We start from the raw sequence: 16,059 nt of genomic DNA on the forward strand, positions 1-16,059 counted from the left end.
GGCCGCGCCCGCAGAGGCGTAGAGAGCGCAGAGGATACGCGCGTGACGCGCTTTCCGAGCTCAAAGGTCGGGCACCACCTTTACCATCCCGTTCGCCCTCCGCTTGTCGAAGGGCATGAGACTCACCCGCCTTCGACAAGCGGAGGGCGAACGGTCGGGTAGGGCGGGCCGGCTCGAGGCGAGGCCGTCGGGACGACCCTATGCCTCTGCGGCCTCTGCGCCTCTGCGCGAAAAACCTTCGTCGCCGCGCCTCCGCGCGAACCCATATCGTCGCGCCCGCACGCCAATCGACACGACCGGTCAGGGGAAGTCGAGGCCGGCGAAACCTACCGCTTCCCCCGTACCCGCGCTTACGCCCCCGCCGCCTTGAGCAGCGGCTCGAGCTGGCCCCAGCTCAGCGCGTCGATCTTCTTGCCGTTGAGGATCAGCGTCGGCGTGCCGGTGACGGTGCCGTCGGCGCTCTTGTCCTGCGTCTGCTTGGTCCAGCGGTCGATCTGCTTCATATCGCCGAGGCACTGGCGCGCCTTGGCTTCGGGAATGCCGCGCTGCTTGGCGAAGTCGATCAGGCCCATCTGCTCGGCCATCATGCGGATCGCATCGACCGGCTTGGCGCTCTGCAACTGCTGCTGCATCGCCGCCGGCATCGCCTGCAGCTTGGTGTTGAAGCCTTCCTGCGCCTGATACATCTGTTCGAGGATCGGGAAGAAGGCGCTCGCATCGGTGCAATTGCCGAGCAGCGCCGGCGGCAGGTCGGGTGCGCCGTGGACGAGGAATTCGCGATATTCGAAGCTGACCTTGCCCGGCTTGACGTACTTTTCGAGCAACGGCGCGAAGCCCTCGCGCGCCAGCGCGCCGCAGGTCGGGCACAGCCGCGAGCCGTATTCGACGAGCTTGATCGGCGCATTGGGGTTGCCGACGATCGTCCCCTCGGCAGTGCGCGAGGCGGTCTCGGTCCAGCTCTGGCCGGCGGGTGCGGCGACCGCGGCGGCGGGGCTGGCCGGGGCGGACGGCGTACCGGCCTCCTTCGAACAGCCCGCCAGCGCGAGCGACAGCACGGCGAGCGAGGCAAACATCTTCATGAAAGGCTCCGTTATTGTGCGCCCGTGGCGCGCCTGTCTCTTATCGCGCGCCCTTGGCGCGCAGGGCGGGTTCGAGCTTGTCCCAGCCGGCAGGCGGCTGGAGTTCGCCGTTGATGTAGAAGGTCGGCGTGCTGTTGACCTCGATCGGCGCGTCGCCGGTCATCGCGGTGATCCGCGCCACCTCCGCCTTGTCGGCGAAACAGGCGTTGACCTTCGCCGGGGTGAGGCCGCGCTTGAGCATCGCCGCGGTGAGTCCGCTCGCATCGGCATAGCTGCGCGCCTGGACGATCAGCGGCTTGGCGGCGATGTCGGGATGCGCCTGCTGATAGGCGCCGGCCTTGTCCAGCCATGTCGCCTGCGTCGCAAAGATCATCGCATGCGCGCCGGCGAAACCGCGGGCGCCGCCGCATCGCGCGAGGATCGCCGCGCCGAGGTCGGCGGGGTCGCGGATCAGATGGCGATATTCCAGGCTGACCTTGCCCGAAGGGATCATCTGCCCCTTCAGCACGGGCGCGCTCTTTTCGGCGAAGTCGGCGCAATGCGAACAGGTGTAGCTGCCATATTCGATCAGCTTGACCGGCGCGGTCGGGCTGCCGATCACATAGGCGCCCTTGGCGGTCTGGCGCACGGTCTGGCCGCTGTCGGCGGCGGGCGCGGCGGCGACGAGCAGCAGGGCGAGCGGAGCGAGGCGGGGCAGGGTCGTCATGGCGATCATCCTATCCTGGGAAGGCCGCGGCTGGCGTGGACGCCCGCGGCGAGCGATTCGAGCACGGCGCGCAATTCGGGATCGGCGATCCGCTTCAGCCCCTCGCCGATCTCGGCGGGGGCGGGCTTGAGCGACGCAGGCGCGCTGCGCGGCATCGGCTTGGCGACCTCGCCCTGGCGGATGGTCAGCCGGGCCACCGCAACATAGCCGAAGAAGCGGTTGACCCGCTCGATGATCTCGGGCGCGATATGCTGCATCATCGGCGCATGGGCGCCGCGCACGACGATGGTCAGCACGCCGTCCGCCTTCTTGCCCGGCGGGAAGCGCAGCGATTCGGGGGCGGAGGCCGCGGCCCAGCGGGTGCCGACGATCTCCGGCCAGCGCGTGACCAAGGCACTCTGCACGAAGCCGAATCGCTTGAATGCGGCGCCGTGGATGGCGGGCAGCAGCTCGCTCACCGCGCGGGCGCGATTCTGGCGGGGGGGCTCGGCTTCGGGGGCGCGGATGCGCTTGCTCATCGCCGGCTCCATGCCATAGCCAAGTCGTGGACGCTACTCGCTCTTATCCCGATGCCGCGGCGATATCCGCGGTGCTGCTTGCCTGGTACGACCGGCACCGCCGCCTGCTGCCGTGGCGCGCGCTGCCCGGCGAGACCGCCGATCCCTATCGCGTCTGGCTGTCGGAGGTGATGCTGCAGCAGACGACGGTGGCGGCGGTGCGGCCGCGGTTCGCGGCATGGGTGGCGCGCTGGCCCGATTTCGCCAGCCTTGCCGCCGCCGAGGAAGCGGAGGTGATGGCCGCCTGGGCGGGGCTCGGCTATTATGCCCGCGCACGCAACCTCGTCGCCGCGGCGAAGGCGGTGGTCGCCGATCACGGCGGCGTCTTTCCGCAGGACGAGGCGGTGCTGCGGACCTTGCCGGGGCTCGGCGCCTATACCGCGGCGGCGGTGGCGGCGATCGCCTTCGGCCGGCGCGCGGTGGTGGTCGACGCCAATGTCGAGCGCGTCGTCGCGCGGCTGTTCGCGATCCGCCAGCCGCTGCCGCAGGCGCGCGTCGCCATCCGCGCCGCCGCCGACACGATCACGCCCGACGCGCGCGCCGGCGACTTCGCGCAGGCGATGATGGACCTCGGCTCGGCTATCTGCACGCCGAAGAAACCGTCCTGCCTGCTCTGCCCGCTCGCCGCCGAATGCCGCGCCCGCCACGAAGGATCGCCGGACGCGCTGCCGGTCAAGGCGGCGAAGAAGGCCAAGCCGCAGCGCCACGGCACGATCTTCTGGCTCGAACGCGACGGCGCGGTGCTGCTCGTCACCCGACCGGGCAAGGGTCTGCTCGGCGGCATGCGCGCGTTGCCGACCGGACCGTGGAGCGATGCGCCGCCGGGCCTCGCCGACGCACCGGTCACCGCCGACTGGCAGATGCGCAACGCGACGGTTGCGCATGGCTTCACGCATTTCGACCTCGAACTCGCGCTTGCCGTCGCCGGGGGGCAGGCGCATCAGGCGGCGGAGGGCGAATGGTGGCCGATCGCGGAACTCGACCGTGCCGGCCTGCCGACGCTGTTCGCCAAGGCCGCCGCGGCGATCATGAGGAAGGACGGATGACGCGATTGCACCGGATTGTCGGATCGACGCTCGGCCTCGGCCTCGTCGCGCTGCTCACCGCCGCCGCGCCGGGCGGGCCGCTGCCGTCCCCTGCGACGGCGACGGGAACCGCAACGGAGAACGCCGCCCTGCCGCAGACGCAGGCGCTGTTCGACGGCTATGTCCGGGACGGCAAGATGCCGGGCATCGTCGCCGCCTTCGGCATCGGCGACCAGCCGACGCGCTTCGTCGCGGCGGGCCGGCTCGCCAGCGATGACGATGCCGCCGCGGTCTCACCCGACAGCCTGTGGCGCGTCTATTCGATGACCAAGCCGATCACCGCGATGGCGGCGATGCTGCTGATCGAGGAAGGCAGGATCGGCCTCGACGATCCGGTCGCGCGCTACATTCCCGCCTTCGCGCATATGACGGTGGCGACGCATCCCGAAACCAGCCTTGCCGGCGTGCCGGCGGAACGCCCGATCACGATCCGCATGCTGCTCACCCACACTTCGGGGCTGAGCTATAACATCCTCGCCAAGGGGGCGCTGCTCAGGGAATATGAGCGGCTCGGCATCCTGCCCGCCGCGGTCAGCGCGAGCATCGAGCCGGCGATGCGCCGCACCCGCCCGGCGACGCTCGCCGCCTTCGCCGATCGCGTCGCGCAGGCGCCGCTGATCGCGCAGCCGGGCACCGCATGGCATTATTCGGTCGGGCTCGACGTGATCGGTCGGGTGATCGAGGTCGCCGGCGGCATGCCGTTCGACCAGTTCGTCAATCGCCGCATCCTCGCGCCGCTCGGCATGACCTCGACCTATTGGACGGTGCCGCGCGCGGAGGCGGGGCGGCTCGCGACCAATTACGCCTTCACCGGCGAGGCGCTGGTGCCGCTCGATCCCGCCGCGACTTCGGTCTTCCTCCAGCCGCCGAGCTTTCCCTATGGCGGCGCCGGGCTGGTCAGTTCGGCGCGCGATTACGACCGTTTCCTCCATATGCTGAGCGACGAGGGCACGCTCGACGGCGTGCGCATCCTCAAGCCGGAGACGGTGCGGCTCGCCCTGTCCAACCTGCTCCCCGCCGGCGTCAGCTATGGCGGCGTGCGCGGCGCGACCGGCGGGGCGAGCGGTCAGGCGACGCCGATGGGCTATGGCGCGGGCGGCTCGGTCTATCTCGCCGACGGGCCGGGCGGCATTCCGTCTAAGGGCACTTATGGCTGGGGCGGGGCGGCGGGGACGATCGCCTTCGTCGATCCGGTGAAGAAGATACGGGGTACGATCATGGTCAATTACTTCCCGGCCGACCGCTGGCCGGTGCGCGAACAGACGGTGCGCGCGTTCATCGCCGATATGGCGCGGGGGCAGCGATGACCCCCGGCTTCACCGGCGGCACGCTCGATCGTGCCGATGCGCTGCGCCACGATGCCGAAGCGCTCGCCGCCAAGCTTGCCGATGCGCGGGTGCTGGCGCTCGACGGGCTGATGCCGGCGGTCGCCGCGGACGGGCAGCTCGCCTGGATCGCGCGCGACGCGGTGCCCGCCGATGCCGAGCTGGTCCTGCTCGGGCTCGACGCGCAGGGCCGGGCGCATGCCGCGGTGCTGCCCGCGGCGGGCGAGGAGGGGACGGCGCCGGCGATGCGCTCGCCGGCGCTGATGGCGGTGCTCGCCGCGTTGCAGCCGGGCGAGGCAGCGACCTATGCGACGGCGCGCAGCCTGCTCGACTGGCATGCGCGGCATCGCTTCTGCGCGCGCTGCGGCGCGACGACGCACGCCTTCCGCGCCGGCTGGGGGCGGCTGTGCGATGCCTGCGGCACCGAACATTTCCCGCGTGTCGACCCGGTGGTGATCATGATCGCCGAACATGACGGGCGCGCGCTGCTCGGCCGCGGCAAGGGCTGGCCCGAGGGGCGCTATTCGGCGCTCGCCGGCTTCCTCGAACCCGGTGAATCGATCGAGGAGGCGGTGGCGCGCGAGATCGGCGAGGAAGCCGGCGTGCGCGTCGGCCAGGTCCGCTATGTCGCCAGCCAGCCCTGGCCCTTCCCCTCGTCGCTGATGATCGCCTGTGTCGGCGTCGCCGAGGACGATGCGATCACGCTCGACACCAACGAGCTGGAGGATGCGATGTGGGTGCCGCGCGAGATGGTCCGCGCGGTGCTGGCGGGCGAAGCGGGGCCGTTCCTGCCGCCGCCGCCCTATGCGATCGCGCACACGCTGCTGACCGTCTGGGCGGCGGAGCCGGCCGCCGGCTGAACCGCGGGCGACCCGTCACCGCATCGCCGCGACCAGTTCGTCGAGCGATGCGGTGGCGAAGCTCGTCATGTCGTCGGCGAGCGCATAGGGCAGCAGCAGCGTCCGCCCACGCACCAGCGCGCCGCAGGAATAGACGACGTTGGGCACGTAGCCGTCCCACGTCTCGCCGTCCGGCGCGATCAGCGGTTCGGGCAGGCGGCCGAGCACCTTGGTCGGATCGTCGCGATCGAGCAGCGCGGCGCCGATGCAATAGCTGCGCACCACGCCCACCCCATGGGTCAGCACCAGCCAGCCCTCGTCGATCTCGATCGGCGAGCCGCAATTGCCGATCTGCACGAACTCCCACGGATATTCGGGCGTCATGATCCGCACCGGATCGTCCCAGGCGAGCGGCGTGTCGCTGGTCGCATACCAGAGGTTCTCGTTGTCGTGGCGGAACAGCGCCGCGAACTTGCCGTCGATCCGGCGCGGGAACAGCGCCATGCCCTTGCCGCTCGCCACCGGCCCGTCGACCGGATGCATGTGGAACAGGCGGAAATCGTCGGTCTGCAGCACCTCCTGCCGCGCGCCCTGGCCGCCGACCGCGGTATAGGTGCCGATATAGGTCTCGCGATCGTCATCGTCGCGGAAGCGGACGAGGCGCAGATCCTCAATGCCGCGATTCTGGCTCTCGACCACCGGGAACAGCACCGTCTCCGACGGTTCGCGCGCGTCGCGGCAGTTGAGCTGGACCAGCGCCTTCGCACCGATTTCGCGGATCAGCTCGGGCGCGGGCTGCTCGATCACCGGCGGCACGCCCTGACCGCTCGGCGTGTCGATCACCAGCTGATCCTCCCCCGGCCCCCAGATGCCGGTGCGGAAGGTGACCGACGACAGATGCCCCTCGCCGATCCCGCGCAGCGACAGGACGAAGCGGATCGCGCCGTCCGGGCAGTCGCCCTGATCGGGATGGGGGACGATGCTGGGGTTGAACAGCGCCGCCGCCTCGAACGAATATTCGGCGCTGAAATAGGCGCCGATCAGCATCTTGCGCGAATCGGCGAGGGTCGGATCGAGCTTCAGTCCGGGCGCGACCTCGTCGAAGCGGCGCAGCAGCAGTCCGGGGATCTCGCGGTGGCGCGAGCCCAGCCCCTCGACGACGGTGGCGACCTGCGCGTCGATGGCCTCTTCGGGCATCGCCAGCATCCGCTCGACGATCCGGTCGCCGCGGGGCTTGCTCTCGACTCGGAACGGATCGGGGTCTTCGGGTAGGAAGGGGCGGATGACGGTGCGTTTGGGATCGGGCAGCAGCGTGGGCGTGAGGTGGCGGACGAAGGAAGCGGCCAAGGGACCCTCCGGATAAGCGATCCCGCCGGCGGCTGCCGGCGTCCCACGTCAGACGCGTAACCGGCCCGGTGGGTCCCTTTCTACCACGTCTGGTGTGTCAGGAATGATTGCCGGCGAGCAGGGCGTGCCAGTCGCGTGCGTCCGCGGCACGCGCCGCGGCGGTGATCGCGTCGAGCAAAGGCGGATCGCCGGCGATCTGCGGCGGCAGGCCGATGCCGGCTTCGGCGAGGCGGCGGACCAAGGTCGCCGGCTCCGCGCCCTGTGCCGCGGCGGTGAGCTGGGCCGCCGCCGGATCGATGATCGCGACCCCTTCACGGCTGCGCTGGAGCAGGAAGGCGATCCAGCCGCCGAGCGCGGCGACGACATGGCGCGGCATCCGTCCGGCGGCGCGATGCGCGGCGAGCGTGTCGCCGAGCCGGTAGGGCAGCTTCTGCGACCCGTCGATCGCGATCTGGTCGAGCCGGTGGACGATCGCCGGGTTGCGGAAGCGCGCGAGCACCGCGGCGCGATAGCCGTCGAGGTCGAGCCCCGGCACCGTCGGCAGCATCGGCATGATGTCGTCGCGGATCATCGCGTCGACGAACCGGGCGAGCGCCTCGTCCGCCATCGCCGCCGCGACGCTGGCATGGCCGCGCAGCAGCCCGAGATAGGCGAGCGTCGAATGCGCGCCGTTGAGGATGCGCAGCTTGGCCTTCTCATATCCCGCGACGTCGCCGGTCAGCGTCGCGCCCGCCGCGGCGAGATCGGGTCCCGCCTGCCCGACATCCTCGATCACCCATTGGGTGAACCGCTCGCGCTGGACCGCGGCGCGATCCTCCAGCCGGATTTCCGCGGCGACGCTGGCGTATAGCGCCTCGTCGGCTGCCGGGGTGATCGAATCGACCATCGTCGACGGCACCCGCACCTCGCCCGCGATCCAGTCGGCCAGTCCCGCGTCGCGCCTCCGCGCAAAGGCGACCAGCGCGGCGTGGAGCTTGGCGCCGTTGCTGGCGAGATTGTCGCACGGCATCGGCACGAACGGCCGCACACCCGCGTCGCGCCGCGCGGCGAGCCCGGCGACGATCCAGCCGACCACGCTCGCCGGCACTGCCGCCCCGGCGAGATCGTGGACGATATCGGGATGCGCCACGTCCAGCGTGCCGTCGCCGGCGAGGCAATAGCCCTTCTCCGTCACCGTCGTCGTCACCAGCGCGACGGCGGGATCGGCGAGCAGCCGGTGCGTCTCCGCCGCGGCATCGGGGGCGAGGAAGCGGCGGTGCGCGCCGATCACCCGCAGCGCCGGCTCGGCATCGCGGATCGCCAGCGTGTAGAGCCCGTCCTGCGCGGCGAGCGCGTCGATCGTCGAGCGGCTGCGCATCGACACCGCGGCGATCCCCCAGCGCGGATCATGGTGCAGGATCGTGTCGATATAGGCGGCCTGGTGCGCGCGGTGGAAGGCACCGGGGCCGAAGTGGACGATGCCGACGCCGTCGCCCGGCGGCGCGGGCGGCGTGACGCCGGCGGGCAGACGGTCGATCGTGCTGCGGGTCAATCGGGTCACAGGGCCTGCCTCTCGTCACTGTCCCGTCGCCGCGGGCGTAGATACCGGTGTCATCGCTCATGACGCACCGCCGCGGCGGGCGCAAGCCGCGGCGCTGGCGAAGCCCGCCGCGCGTCGCTACGGTCGCGCGATGCGCAGCTCCGGCCAGCCGACGATCAACGATGTGGCGCGGCTGGCGGGCGTGTCGAAGAAGACGGTGAGCCGCGTCATCAACGATTCGCCGCTGCTCCATGCCGAGACGCGCCGCCGGGTCGAGACGGTGATCCGCGAGCTTGGCTACGTCCCCAACCCGCAGGCGCGCGCGCTGGCGCTGCGGCGCAACTTCCTGATCGGCCTGGTCCACGACAACCCCAATGCGCAGACGGTGATGAACGTCCAGCAGGGGATGCTCGACGGCTTGCGCGGCACCGAATTCGAGCTGGTCGTCCGGCCGATCGACCGCGCCGCGCCGGCGATGCTCGACGATCTGCGCCACGTGCTCGAGCGCCAGCGGCTGTTCGGCGTGCTGCTGATGCCGCCGATCAGCGAGGATGACGCGATCGCCCGGCTGTGCGAGGCGCTCGGCTGCCGCTACGTGCGGATGGGGTCGGCGCTGCTCGACACGCCGGCGCGGATGGTCGCCTCCAACGACCGCGTCGCGGTGGCGGAGGCGGCGGCGCATCTGCTCGCCAGCGGCCATCGCCGCATCGGCTTCATCGGCGGCCCGGCCGGATTCCGCTCGGCGCACGAACGCCGTGCCGGCTTCGAGGCGGCGCTTGCCGCAGCCGGGCTGGCGTTGGGCGAGGCGCAGGTCGCGGCGGGCGACTATAGCTTCGCCGGCGGGCAGGCGGCGGCGGCGCGGCTGCTCGACGCCGATCCGCGACCGACCGCGATCTTCGCCTGCAACGACGAGATGGCGGCGGGCGCGCTGCACGCGGCGCGGGCGCGCGGGCTGGCGGTGCCCGACGATCTGTCGATCATCGGCTTCGACGACAGCGCGATCGCCGCGCACCTCTGGCCGCCGCTCACCACCGTCCGCTGGCCGAGCCGGACGATGGCCGCCGCCGCCGCGCGCAAGCTGATCGAGGACGAGGCCACCGTACCGACGCATTTCCCGTCGGCGCTGATCCCGCGTGGATCGGTCGCGCCGCCGCGGTGCTAGCTCGCCCCGGCACCATTGCCCTGACCCTCCTGCGCGCCGCAAGCCGGTTGCGCACCAACCTGACACCGGTTACCACGCCGGCCCATAACGCGACGGAGAGTGCGTCATGACCCGCAGCCTCGATCTGCATCCCGACCGGCTGTTCCCTGCCGACCCCGATACCCGCGCCATCGCGCGCACGCTCTACGCGACGGTCGCGGACCTGCCGATCGTCAGCCCGCACGGCCATACCGATCCTCTGTGGTTTGCCGACGACCGGCCGTGGACCGACGCGACCAGCCTGCTGCTCTCGCCCGACCATTATCTATTCCGCATGCTCTACAGCCAGGGCGTCGACCTCGACGCGCTAGCGATCCCGCGCAAGGACGGATCGGTCAGCGCCGATCCGCGCGCGGCGTGGCGCCTGCTCGCCGATCACTATCATCTGTTCCGCGGTACGCCGTCGCGGATGTGGCTCGACCACGTCTTCGCCGAGGTGTTCGGCTTCGACGTCGCCTTCGAGCCGGCCACCGCCGATCTCTATTACGACATGATCGCCGAGAAGCTCGCCACCGATGCCTTCCGGCCGCGTGCGCTGTTCGACCGTTTCCGCATCGACTTCCTCGCCACCACCGAAGGCGCGCACGACAGTCTCGACGCGCACCGGCGCATTCGGGAGAGCGGCTGGGGCGGGCGGGTCGTCACCACCTATCGGCCCGATGGCGTGATCGACGTCGAGCACGAGCAATTCCCCGCCGCGCTGCGCCGCTTCGCCGAGCTGACCGGCGAGGATGTCTATGGCTGGCAGGGCTATCTCGCCGCGCACCGCAAGCGCCGCGCCGATTTCCGCGCCGCCGGTGCGACCGCGACCGATCATGGCCACCCCACCGCCGCCACCGCCAATCTGACTCCGGCCGAATGCGAGGCGCTGTTCGCCCGCATCACCGGCGGCAGCTGGACGCCGGCCGATGCCGAGCTGTTCCGCGCGCAGATGCTCACCGAAATGGCGGCGATGAGCGTCGAGGACGGCATGGTGATGCAGATCCACCCCGGATCGGTGCGCAACCACAATGCCGGACTGTTCGCCAGCCACGGCCGCGACAAGGGTGCCGACATCCCCGGTCGCACCGACTACGTCCATGCCTTGAAGCCGTTGCTCGACCGGTTCGGCACCTCGACCGACCTGTCGATCATCCTCTTCACGCTCGACGAGAGCGTCTATGCCCGCGAACTTGCGCCGCTCGCCGGTCATTATCCGTGCCTCAAGCTCGGTCCGGCCTGGTGGTTCCACGACAGTCCGGAGGGGATGCGCCGCTTCCGCGAGATGACCACCGAGACCGCCGGTTTCTACAATAGCGTCGGCTTCAACGACGATACGCGCGCCTTCCTGTCGATCCCGGCGCGGCACGACGTCGCGCGGCGGGTTGATTGCGGCTTCCTCGCCCGCCTCGTCGCCGAGCACCGGCTCGCGGACTGGGAGGCGGCGGAGCTGGCGCAGGAGCTGACCAGCGGCCTCGTCCGCCGCGCCTATCGTATCGATCGCTGAGGGAACGACCATGGGCAAGCTGCTCGCCTTCGGGGAAATCATGCTGCGGCTGTCGCCGCCGGGGCGCGAATTGCTGCTCCAGTCGCCGCGTTTCGACGTGTGGGTCGCCGGGGCGGAGGCGAATGTCGTGACCGCGCTGGCGCGGCTCGACCATGACGTCGGGCTGGTCAGCATGGTGCCGGACAATGATCTCGGCCGCTCGGCGATCGCGACCTTGCGCGGCCATGGCGTCGACACGCGGACGATCCAGGTCGGCGGCGAGCGGATGGGGTTGTATTTCGTCACCTCGGGCGCGGGGATGCGCGCCACCGACGTCGTCTACGATCGCGCGCATTCGAGCTTCGCCGCGGCGCCGGTCGCGGCATGGGACTGGGATGCGCTGTTCGACGGCGTCGACTGGTTCCATTTGTCCGGCATCACCCCGGCGCTCGGCCCGGTGCCGGCGGAGAGTGCGATCGCGGCGGCCCGCGCCGCGGCGGCACGCGGCATCCCGATCTCGTTCGACGGCAATTACCGCGCCAAATTGTGGGAGCGGTGGGACAGCGACCCGCGCGGCATCCTCACCCGTCTGGTCGAACAGGCCGATCTGGTGTTCGGCAATCATCGCGACATCGCGCTGCTGCTGGATCGCGACTTCACCGGTCATGACGGCGAGCAACGCCGCCGCGACGCGGCCGAGGCCGCCTTTGCCGCTTTCCCCAAGCTGACCACGATCGCCTCGACCGCGCGGCATGTCGAGACGGTCGACCTGCACCGCATCTCGGCGCGGGTCGACACGCGCGACGGCCATGCGCAGACCGACGAGGTGGTGCTCGCGGGGATCGTCGACCGGATCGGCGGCGGCGACGCCTTTGCCGCGGGTGTGCTGCACGCGTTGCGCGGCGGCGGCGACAGTGCCGCGGCGGCGGCGACGGGCCTCGCGCTGACCGCGCTCAAACATTCGCTGCCCGGCGATGCGGCGCTGTTCCGCCAGGCGGACATCGACGCCTATCTCGCCGGCGGGCTCGACGTCCGCCGCTAGGCGGCGCGCGCCCGCTGGATGCTGCTCCATGCGTAGAGGCCGCAGCCGAGCCAGATCAGCGCGAAGGTGGCGAGCTGCGTCGCGGTGATCGGCTCGCGATAGACCAGCACCGCTTCGAGGAATTGCAGCGTCGGCGCGATGAACTGGAGCAGCCCCATCGTCGTATAGCGCAGCCGCTTCGCCCCCGCCGCGAACAGCAACAGCGGCGCGGCGGTGACCGGGCCGGCGAGCAGCAGCAGCGCGGTCAGCCAGCCGTCATGCCACAGCACCGCGCTGCCGCTCCGCTCCGCCTGGACGAGGATCGCCAGCGCGAAAGGCGTGAGGATCAGCGTCTCCAGCGTCAGCCCGCCGAGCGCGTCGATGTGCGCGACCTTGCGGATCAGCCCGTAGAATCCGAAGCTCAGCGCCAGCACCAACGACACCCACAGCGCCCCGCCGCCACCCGCCGCGAGGATCGCGACGCCGATCCCGGCGACGATCACCGCCGCCGCCTGCACGCGGCTGAGCCGCTCGCCGAGCAGCACCATGCCGAGCGCGACGTTGAGCAGCGGATTGATGAAATAGCCGAGGCTCGCCTCGACCAGATGATCGTTGCTGATCGCCCAGATATAGACGAACCAGTTGACCGCGATCAGCGCCGCGCTCGCCGCCAGCAACATCAGCACCCGCCCGCGCGCCGCGGCGAGCAGCGCCGGCCCGCGGCGCGTCGCGACGACGATCGCGAGGAGCAGCAGCAGCGACCAGAGGATGCGGTTGGCGAGCACCTGCACCGGCGCCACCGCCGCCAGCATGTGCAGATAGAAGGGCAGCAGCCCCCAGAGGATATAGGCGCCGCCGCCGTAGAGGAGGCCCTGGCGCGCGTCGGACGGTCCGGTCATGCGCCGGCTGTGCGACGTTCGTTGCCGCCGCGCAACAAAGTCCGACATGGCACTGGCGTTGGTTGACTTTGCCGCCCGCGCTTTTCCTCGATCCGATAGCCGTCTAGGGCGACCGGCATGACCAGCGGCATGCTCCACGACCTGTTCCTGTCGACGCTGATCAAGCAGGCGGGCGGCAACCGCCGTCGCTGGCGATTGGTGATCGGCGAAATCCGCCTCTACGATCCGGCGACACACGCGCATTGCAACTGGGCGGTGACGCCGACGGGCTCGGCGACCGAGAACGACATCGTCGAGCGGATCGCGGACGACCTGCGCCTGCGCCACCCGATCGTCACCGCCGGCTGACCGACGGCCGCGACGCGCGCGGTTCGTCGCCGAGGCCGCTACAATGATCCCGTGGGGCCGGCAGGGATCAGGTCGTCGCGAAAATCGGCAAGTTGTTGAGAGATGCCGTCTTGGTCATGGCGTCGGCCGGAGTCGCCGGTCTGATCGTGGTCTGTTCGACGGAACGCTATCAAGGGATGATCGGCGAGGTCGATCCGGACGGCAGCCGGCTGACCCCATGCACCATCCCGACGGATCCGGATTCGTCGCGCATGCCGGTATCCGTCGTGGTGCTGATACCCGCGCTGATGCTGGCGGGAATTAGCGCCCGTCCGGTGCGGCGCCGATATCGCATCGCTATCAGCCTGGCCGTGCTGGCGCTGTGGATTTATTGATTCTTCGTCCGGTTCGCCGGCTGTGCCGCGTGAGGGCACAGGCGGTCGTCCGCGGCGAGCGGGTCACGCATCCGACACAGGCCGGATGCGCCAGCCGCGGGGGATCAGCGGTCGAGCGACTCGCGCAGCGGCAGTGCCGCGATCTCGCCGAGCCAGGTGCGGATCGTGCTGCGGCCGAGCGGGCTCAGCGCCAGCATCGTCACGCGGCGGTCGCTGATGTCGTCGCTGCCATCGACCAGCCCGCGATCCTGCAACAGCTTGATCCACCGCAGCGCGGTGGTGCGCGGCACGCCGGCGGCGGCGCAGCAGGCGTTGGTCGTCACCGTCGCGCCGTCGATCCCCTCGGCGAACAGGAACAGCATGATGTCGAGCCCGGGATTGGCGAACAGCGACGCCTCGAGATGCGTGCCGAGCTTGCGCCGCGCCGCGGTGATGCTCGTCGCCAGCGTCGCGAGCCGGGCGACCTCCGGGTCCTGCCCGTCGATCATCGGCGAAGCGGGCAGGCCGGCGAACGATCTGCTACCGGCGTCGACACCGCCAGGAAATGTAAAATCGTCGCGTACTCCGGCACCCATCGTGATCGTCGCTCCCGTAGACGCAGCAGGGCATAGCCGGAGCAGGTCCGAAATCAAGCTGCTACGTCAGTATCGGCGCAGCGCGACCGTCGTGTCTGGCGGTCGCTGCCGTGCGAATCATAGTGCTAACGCTACCAGACGCCGCTGTCACCCGCTTGCTGCACTGGACGCCAAGGATGGCAAGGGATTACCGCCCGTTTGGCCGGATCGCGGCGGTGGGGAGGGTTTCGATGAGCTGTTACCGACTGGATGACGCCGCACCGGCGCTGGGAGAGGATGTATTCGTCGCGCCGGGCGCGCACGTCATCGGCCGGGTGACGCTGGGCGAGCGCGCGTCGGTGTGGTTCGGCGCCGTCATCCGCGGCGACAATGATCCGATCACGATCGGCGCGGAGAGCAATGTCCAGGACGGCGCGATGATCCACGCCGATCCGGGCGCGCCGGCGACGATCGGCTGCGGCGTGACGATCGGCCATCATGCGATCGTCCATGGCGCGACGGTCGGTGACCATAGTCTGATCGGCATGGGGGCGACGCTGCTCAACCGTGCGGTGATCGGTGCGGAATCGATCGTCGGCGCGCAGGCGCTCGTCACCGAGGGCAAGGTCTTTCCGCCGCGCACGCTGATCGTCGGGGCGCCCGCCAAGGCGGTGCGGCCGCTGACCGAGGCGGAGGTCGCGGGGCTGCGCGCCTCGGCGGCGACCTATGTCGCCAATGCGCGCCGCTATGCCGCGGGGCTGTCGCCGGCATAATGCGCCGCGGCGTCGCGGATGAAGGCGGCGGTGCGGTCGGGCTGGGTGATCGGCAGCATATGGCCGCCGTCGATCAGCTCGATGCGCGCGCCCGGAATCGTCGCCGCGGTGCGCGTGCCGTGCAGCGTCGCGCTGAGGATCGCGTCGCCGCGGCCGAACAGGATCGCCGTCGGCACGGTCAGCGTCGGATAGCGCGCGACGATCGCGGCGATCTCGTCCCCGGCGGCGGCGAGATCGGCGGCGGCGGCGGCGATCGCGGTGGGGCGGAGCGACAGCGCGCCGCCGCCGCGGGTGGCGAAATCGGCGGGTGCCTCCTCCGGCGCGAAGACCGCGGCGACCGTCCGCGCCGTGGTGAGCTGGCCAAGCGGCGTCGCCACCGTCTCCGCGACGATCCGGCGCAGCGCCGGCGGGATCACCGCCAGTCCGACGAAGGCGGCGGGGACGGACTGCGGCTGGGTGAAGGGGGCGATGAGCGCGAGGCCGCGGATCAGCTCGGGCCGCTGCGTCGCCAACGCCAGCGCGACCGCGCCGCCGAGCGAATGGCCGACGATCAGCGGCCGGTCGAGCCCGAGCGTGGCGATGAACCGCCCGACGATCTCTGCCTGCGCCGCGATACCCGGCGTCGTCCCCTCGTCGGCGGTCGAATAGCCCGATCCCGGCCGGTCGAGCAGGAGGACGCGATGCGTCTCGGCGAGCCGGTCGAGCAGGGCATAGCGGAAGTTGCGCAACTGTCCGCCGAGGCCGTGGACCATGACGATCGTCGGCCCGCTGCCGCGATCGACATAATGGAGCCGCGCGCCCTCCACCTCGAGATAGCGGCCGTCGGGCGGCACCCGTCGTTCGACCTCAGCCGCGACGTGGCGCGAATAGAGCGACAGGCCGATGCCGCCCGCGCCTGCGCCGGCCAGTGTTGCGAGACCCCAGCGTAACGCGCGCTTCATGACCCTGGCTCCTGTCGGCGGTGCGA

The 16,059-nt window shown here is 70.8% G+C and carries 17 protein-coding genes; 9 read left to right on the forward strand and 8 right to left on the reverse strand.

Going from position 1 to position 16,059, the window contains the following annotated elements:
- Nucleotides 1–350: 350 nt before the first annotated feature.
- The 3 genes from PBN85_RS01190 to PBN85_RS01200 are packed head-to-tail and all read right to left on the reverse strand — an operon-like array spanning nt 351 to nt 2,303.
- A complete protein-coding gene (locus PBN85_RS01190; protein WP_271299884.1) occupies nt 351–1,079 on the reverse strand; it encodes a thioredoxin domain-containing protein in 729 nt (242 codons plus the stop codon).
- 40 nt (nt 1,080–1,119) lie between these two features.
- Nucleotides 1,120–1,785 (reverse strand): DsbA family protein, encoded by a 666-nt coding sequence (locus tag PBN85_RS01195; protein ID WP_037531683.1) that lies wholly within the window; start codon nt 1,783–1,785, stop codon nt 1,120–1,122.
- A gap of 5 nt (nt 1,786–1,790) precedes the next feature.
- Nucleotides 1,791–2,303 carry a DUF721 domain-containing protein gene (locus tag PBN85_RS01200; RefSeq protein ID WP_235199495.1) on the reverse strand — a complete coding sequence of 171 codons (513 nt, stop codon included), beginning with the start codon at nt 2,301–2,303 and terminating at the stop codon, nt 1,791–1,793.
- Nucleotides 2,304–2,329: 26 nt separating this feature from the next.
- Between PBN85_RS01200 and PBN85_RS01205 the strand changes: the two genes are divergently transcribed.
- Genes PBN85_RS01205 through nudC form a run of 3 tightly spaced genes read left to right on the forward strand, consistent with a single transcriptional unit; the run spans nt 2,330 to nt 5,612 of the window.
- Nucleotides 2,330–3,388, forward strand: coding sequence for an A/G-specific adenine glycosylase (locus tag PBN85_RS01205; protein WP_271299885.1), 1,059 nt, complete (start codon nt 2,330–2,332; stop codon nt 3,386–3,388).
- Entirely contained in the window at nt 3,385–4,734 is a 1,350-nt protein-coding gene (locus PBN85_RS01210; protein WP_271299886.1) for a serine hydrolase domain-containing protein, read from the forward strand. Before PBN85_RS01205 ends, PBN85_RS01210 begins: the two co-directional genes overlap by 4 nt.
- Nucleotides 4,731–5,612: an NAD(+) diphosphatase gene (gene nudC, locus PBN85_RS01215; protein ID WP_037531559.1), complete on the forward strand. Its 882-nt coding sequence runs from the start codon at nt 4,731–4,733 to the stop codon at nt 5,610–5,612. The genes PBN85_RS01210 and nudC overlap by 4 nt, the downstream gene beginning before the upstream one ends.
- 15 nt (nt 5,613–5,627) lie before the next feature.
- Here the strand turns inward: nudC and PBN85_RS01220 are convergent, their stop codons facing one another.
- Nucleotides 5,628–6,938 (reverse strand): glycoside hydrolase family 130 protein, encoded by a 1,311-nt coding sequence (locus tag PBN85_RS01220; RefSeq protein WP_271299887.1) that lies wholly within the window; start codon nt 6,936–6,938, stop codon nt 5,628–5,630.
- A gap of 97 nt (nt 6,939–7,035) precedes the next feature.
- Nucleotides 7,036–8,478 (reverse strand): mannitol dehydrogenase family protein, encoded by a 1,443-nt coding sequence (locus tag PBN85_RS01225; protein WP_271299888.1) that lies wholly within the window; start codon nt 8,476–8,478, stop codon nt 7,036–7,038.
- Nucleotides 8,479–8,608: 130 nt separating this feature from the next.
- Between PBN85_RS01225 and PBN85_RS01230 the strand changes: the two genes are divergently transcribed.
- The 3 genes from PBN85_RS01230 (at nt 8,609) to PBN85_RS01240 (ending at nt 12,165) form a co-directional block, all read left to right on the forward strand.
- Nucleotides 8,609–9,619: a LacI family DNA-binding transcriptional regulator gene (locus PBN85_RS01230; protein ID WP_271299889.1), complete on the forward strand. Its 1,011-nt coding sequence runs from the start codon at nt 8,609–8,611 to the stop codon at nt 9,617–9,619.
- Nucleotides 9,620–9,725: 106 nt separating this feature from the next.
- Complete coding sequence (gene uxaC, locus PBN85_RS01235; RefSeq protein WP_271299890.1) at nt 9,726–11,144, forward strand: glucuronate isomerase; 1,419 nt, start codon at nt 9,726–9,728, stop codon at nt 11,142–11,144.
- Between the two features lie 10 nt (nt 11,145–11,154).
- The gene (locus tag PBN85_RS01240; RefSeq protein WP_271299891.1) at nt 11,155–12,165 is read left to right on the forward strand and encodes a sugar kinase; all 1,011 of its coding nucleotides are present in this window, start codon (nt 11,155–11,157) and stop codon (nt 12,163–12,165) included.
- Here PBN85_RS01240 and rarD read toward each other — a convergent pair.
- A complete protein-coding gene (gene rarD / locus PBN85_RS01245; protein ID WP_271299892.1) occupies nt 12,162–13,043 on the reverse strand; it encodes an EamA family transporter RarD in 882 nt (293 codons plus the stop codon). The two genes, PBN85_RS01240 and rarD, sit on opposite strands and share 4 nt — an antisense overlap.
- Before the next feature lie 117 nt (nt 13,044–13,160).
- On the opposite strand from rarD, the gene PBN85_RS01250 reads away from it, so the two are divergent.
- Nucleotides 13,161–13,391, forward strand: a complete 231-nt coding sequence (locus PBN85_RS01250; protein WP_037531569.1) for a hypothetical protein — start codon at nt 13,161–13,163, stop codon at nt 13,389–13,391.
- Nucleotides 13,392–13,507: 116 nt separating this feature from the next.
- On the forward strand, nt 13,508–13,765 hold the full coding sequence (locus PBN85_RS01255) for a hypothetical protein (protein WP_271299893.1): 258 nt from the start codon (nt 13,508–13,510) through the stop codon (nt 13,763–13,765).
- A 104-nt stretch (nt 13,766–13,869) separates the two neighbouring features.
- Here PBN85_RS01255 and PBN85_RS01260 read toward each other — a convergent pair whose 3' ends face one another.
- The gene (locus tag PBN85_RS01260) at nt 13,870–14,253 is read right to left on the reverse strand and encodes a hypothetical protein (protein WP_271299894.1); all 384 of its coding nucleotides are present in this window, start codon (nt 14,251–14,253) and stop codon (nt 13,870–13,872) included.
- Between the two features lie 317 nt (nt 14,254–14,570).
- On the opposite strand from PBN85_RS01260, the gene PBN85_RS01265 reads away from it, so the two are divergent.
- A complete protein-coding gene (locus PBN85_RS01265; RefSeq protein WP_271299895.1) occupies nt 14,571–15,092 on the forward strand; it encodes a gamma carbonic anhydrase family protein in 522 nt (173 codons plus the stop codon).
- Here PBN85_RS01265 and PBN85_RS01270 read toward each other — a convergent pair.
- Entirely contained in the window at nt 15,065–16,033 is a 969-nt protein-coding gene (locus PBN85_RS01270; RefSeq protein ID WP_037531575.1) for an alpha/beta fold hydrolase, read from the reverse strand. The two genes, PBN85_RS01265 and PBN85_RS01270, sit on opposite strands and share 28 nt — an antisense overlap.
- Nucleotides 16,034–16,059: the final 26 nt, after the last annotated feature.

The organism is Sphingomonas sp. CV7422 (assembly GCF_027945725.1).
In the GTDB taxonomy this organism is placed as follows: domain Bacteria; phylum Pseudomonadota; class Alphaproteobacteria; order Sphingomonadales; family Sphingomonadaceae; genus Sphingomonas; species Sphingomonas kyungheensis.

Coding starts and splice junctions, on each gene's coding strand:
- PBN85_RS01240 (WP_271299891.1), top strand. CDS start 11,155: ATGGGCAAGCTGCTCGCCTTCGGGGAAATCATGCTGCGGCTGTCGCCG.
- uxaC (WP_271299890.1), top strand. CDS start 9,726: ATGACCCGCAGCCTCGATCTGCATCCCGACCGGCTGTTCCCTGCCGAC.
- nudC (WP_037531559.1), top strand. CDS start 4,731: ATGACCCCCGGCTTCACCGGCGGCACGCTCGATCGTGCCGATGCGCTG.
- PBN85_RS01270 (WP_037531575.1), bottom strand. CDS start 16,033: ATGAAGCGCGCGTTACGCTGGGGTCTCGCAACACTGGCCGGCGCAGGC.
- PBN85_RS01200 (WP_235199495.1), bottom strand. CDS start 2,303: ATGAGCAAGCGCATCCGCGCCCCCGAAGCCGAGCCCCCCCGCCAGAAT.
- PBN85_RS01265 (WP_271299895.1), top strand. CDS start 14,571: ATGAGCTGTTACCGACTGGATGACGCCGCACCGGCGCTGGGAGAGGAT.
- rarD (WP_271299892.1), bottom strand. CDS start 13,043: ATGACCGGACCGTCCGACGCGCGCCAGGGCCTCCTCTACGGCGGCGGC.
- PBN85_RS01195 (WP_037531683.1), bottom strand. CDS start 1,785: ATGACGACCCTGCCCCGCCTCGCTCCGCTCGCCCTGCTGCTCGTCGCC.
- PBN85_RS01210 (WP_271299886.1), top strand. CDS start 3,385: ATGACGCGATTGCACCGGATTGTCGGATCGACGCTCGGCCTCGGCCTC.
- PBN85_RS01260 (WP_271299894.1), bottom strand. CDS start 14,253: ATGATCGACGGGCAGGACCCGGAGGTCGCCCGGCTCGCGACGCTGGCG.
- PBN85_RS01230 (WP_271299889.1), top strand. CDS start 8,609: ATGCGCAGCTCCGGCCAGCCGACGATCAACGATGTGGCGCGGCTGGCG.
- PBN85_RS01250 (WP_037531569.1), top strand. CDS start 13,161: ATGACCAGCGGCATGCTCCACGACCTGTTCCTGTCGACGCTGATCAAG.
- PBN85_RS01190 (WP_271299884.1), bottom strand. CDS start 1,079: ATGAAGATGTTTGCCTCGCTCGCCGTGCTGTCGCTCGCGCTGGCGGGC.
- PBN85_RS01255 (WP_271299893.1), top strand. CDS start 13,508: ATGGCGTCGGCCGGAGTCGCCGGTCTGATCGTGGTCTGTTCGACGGAA.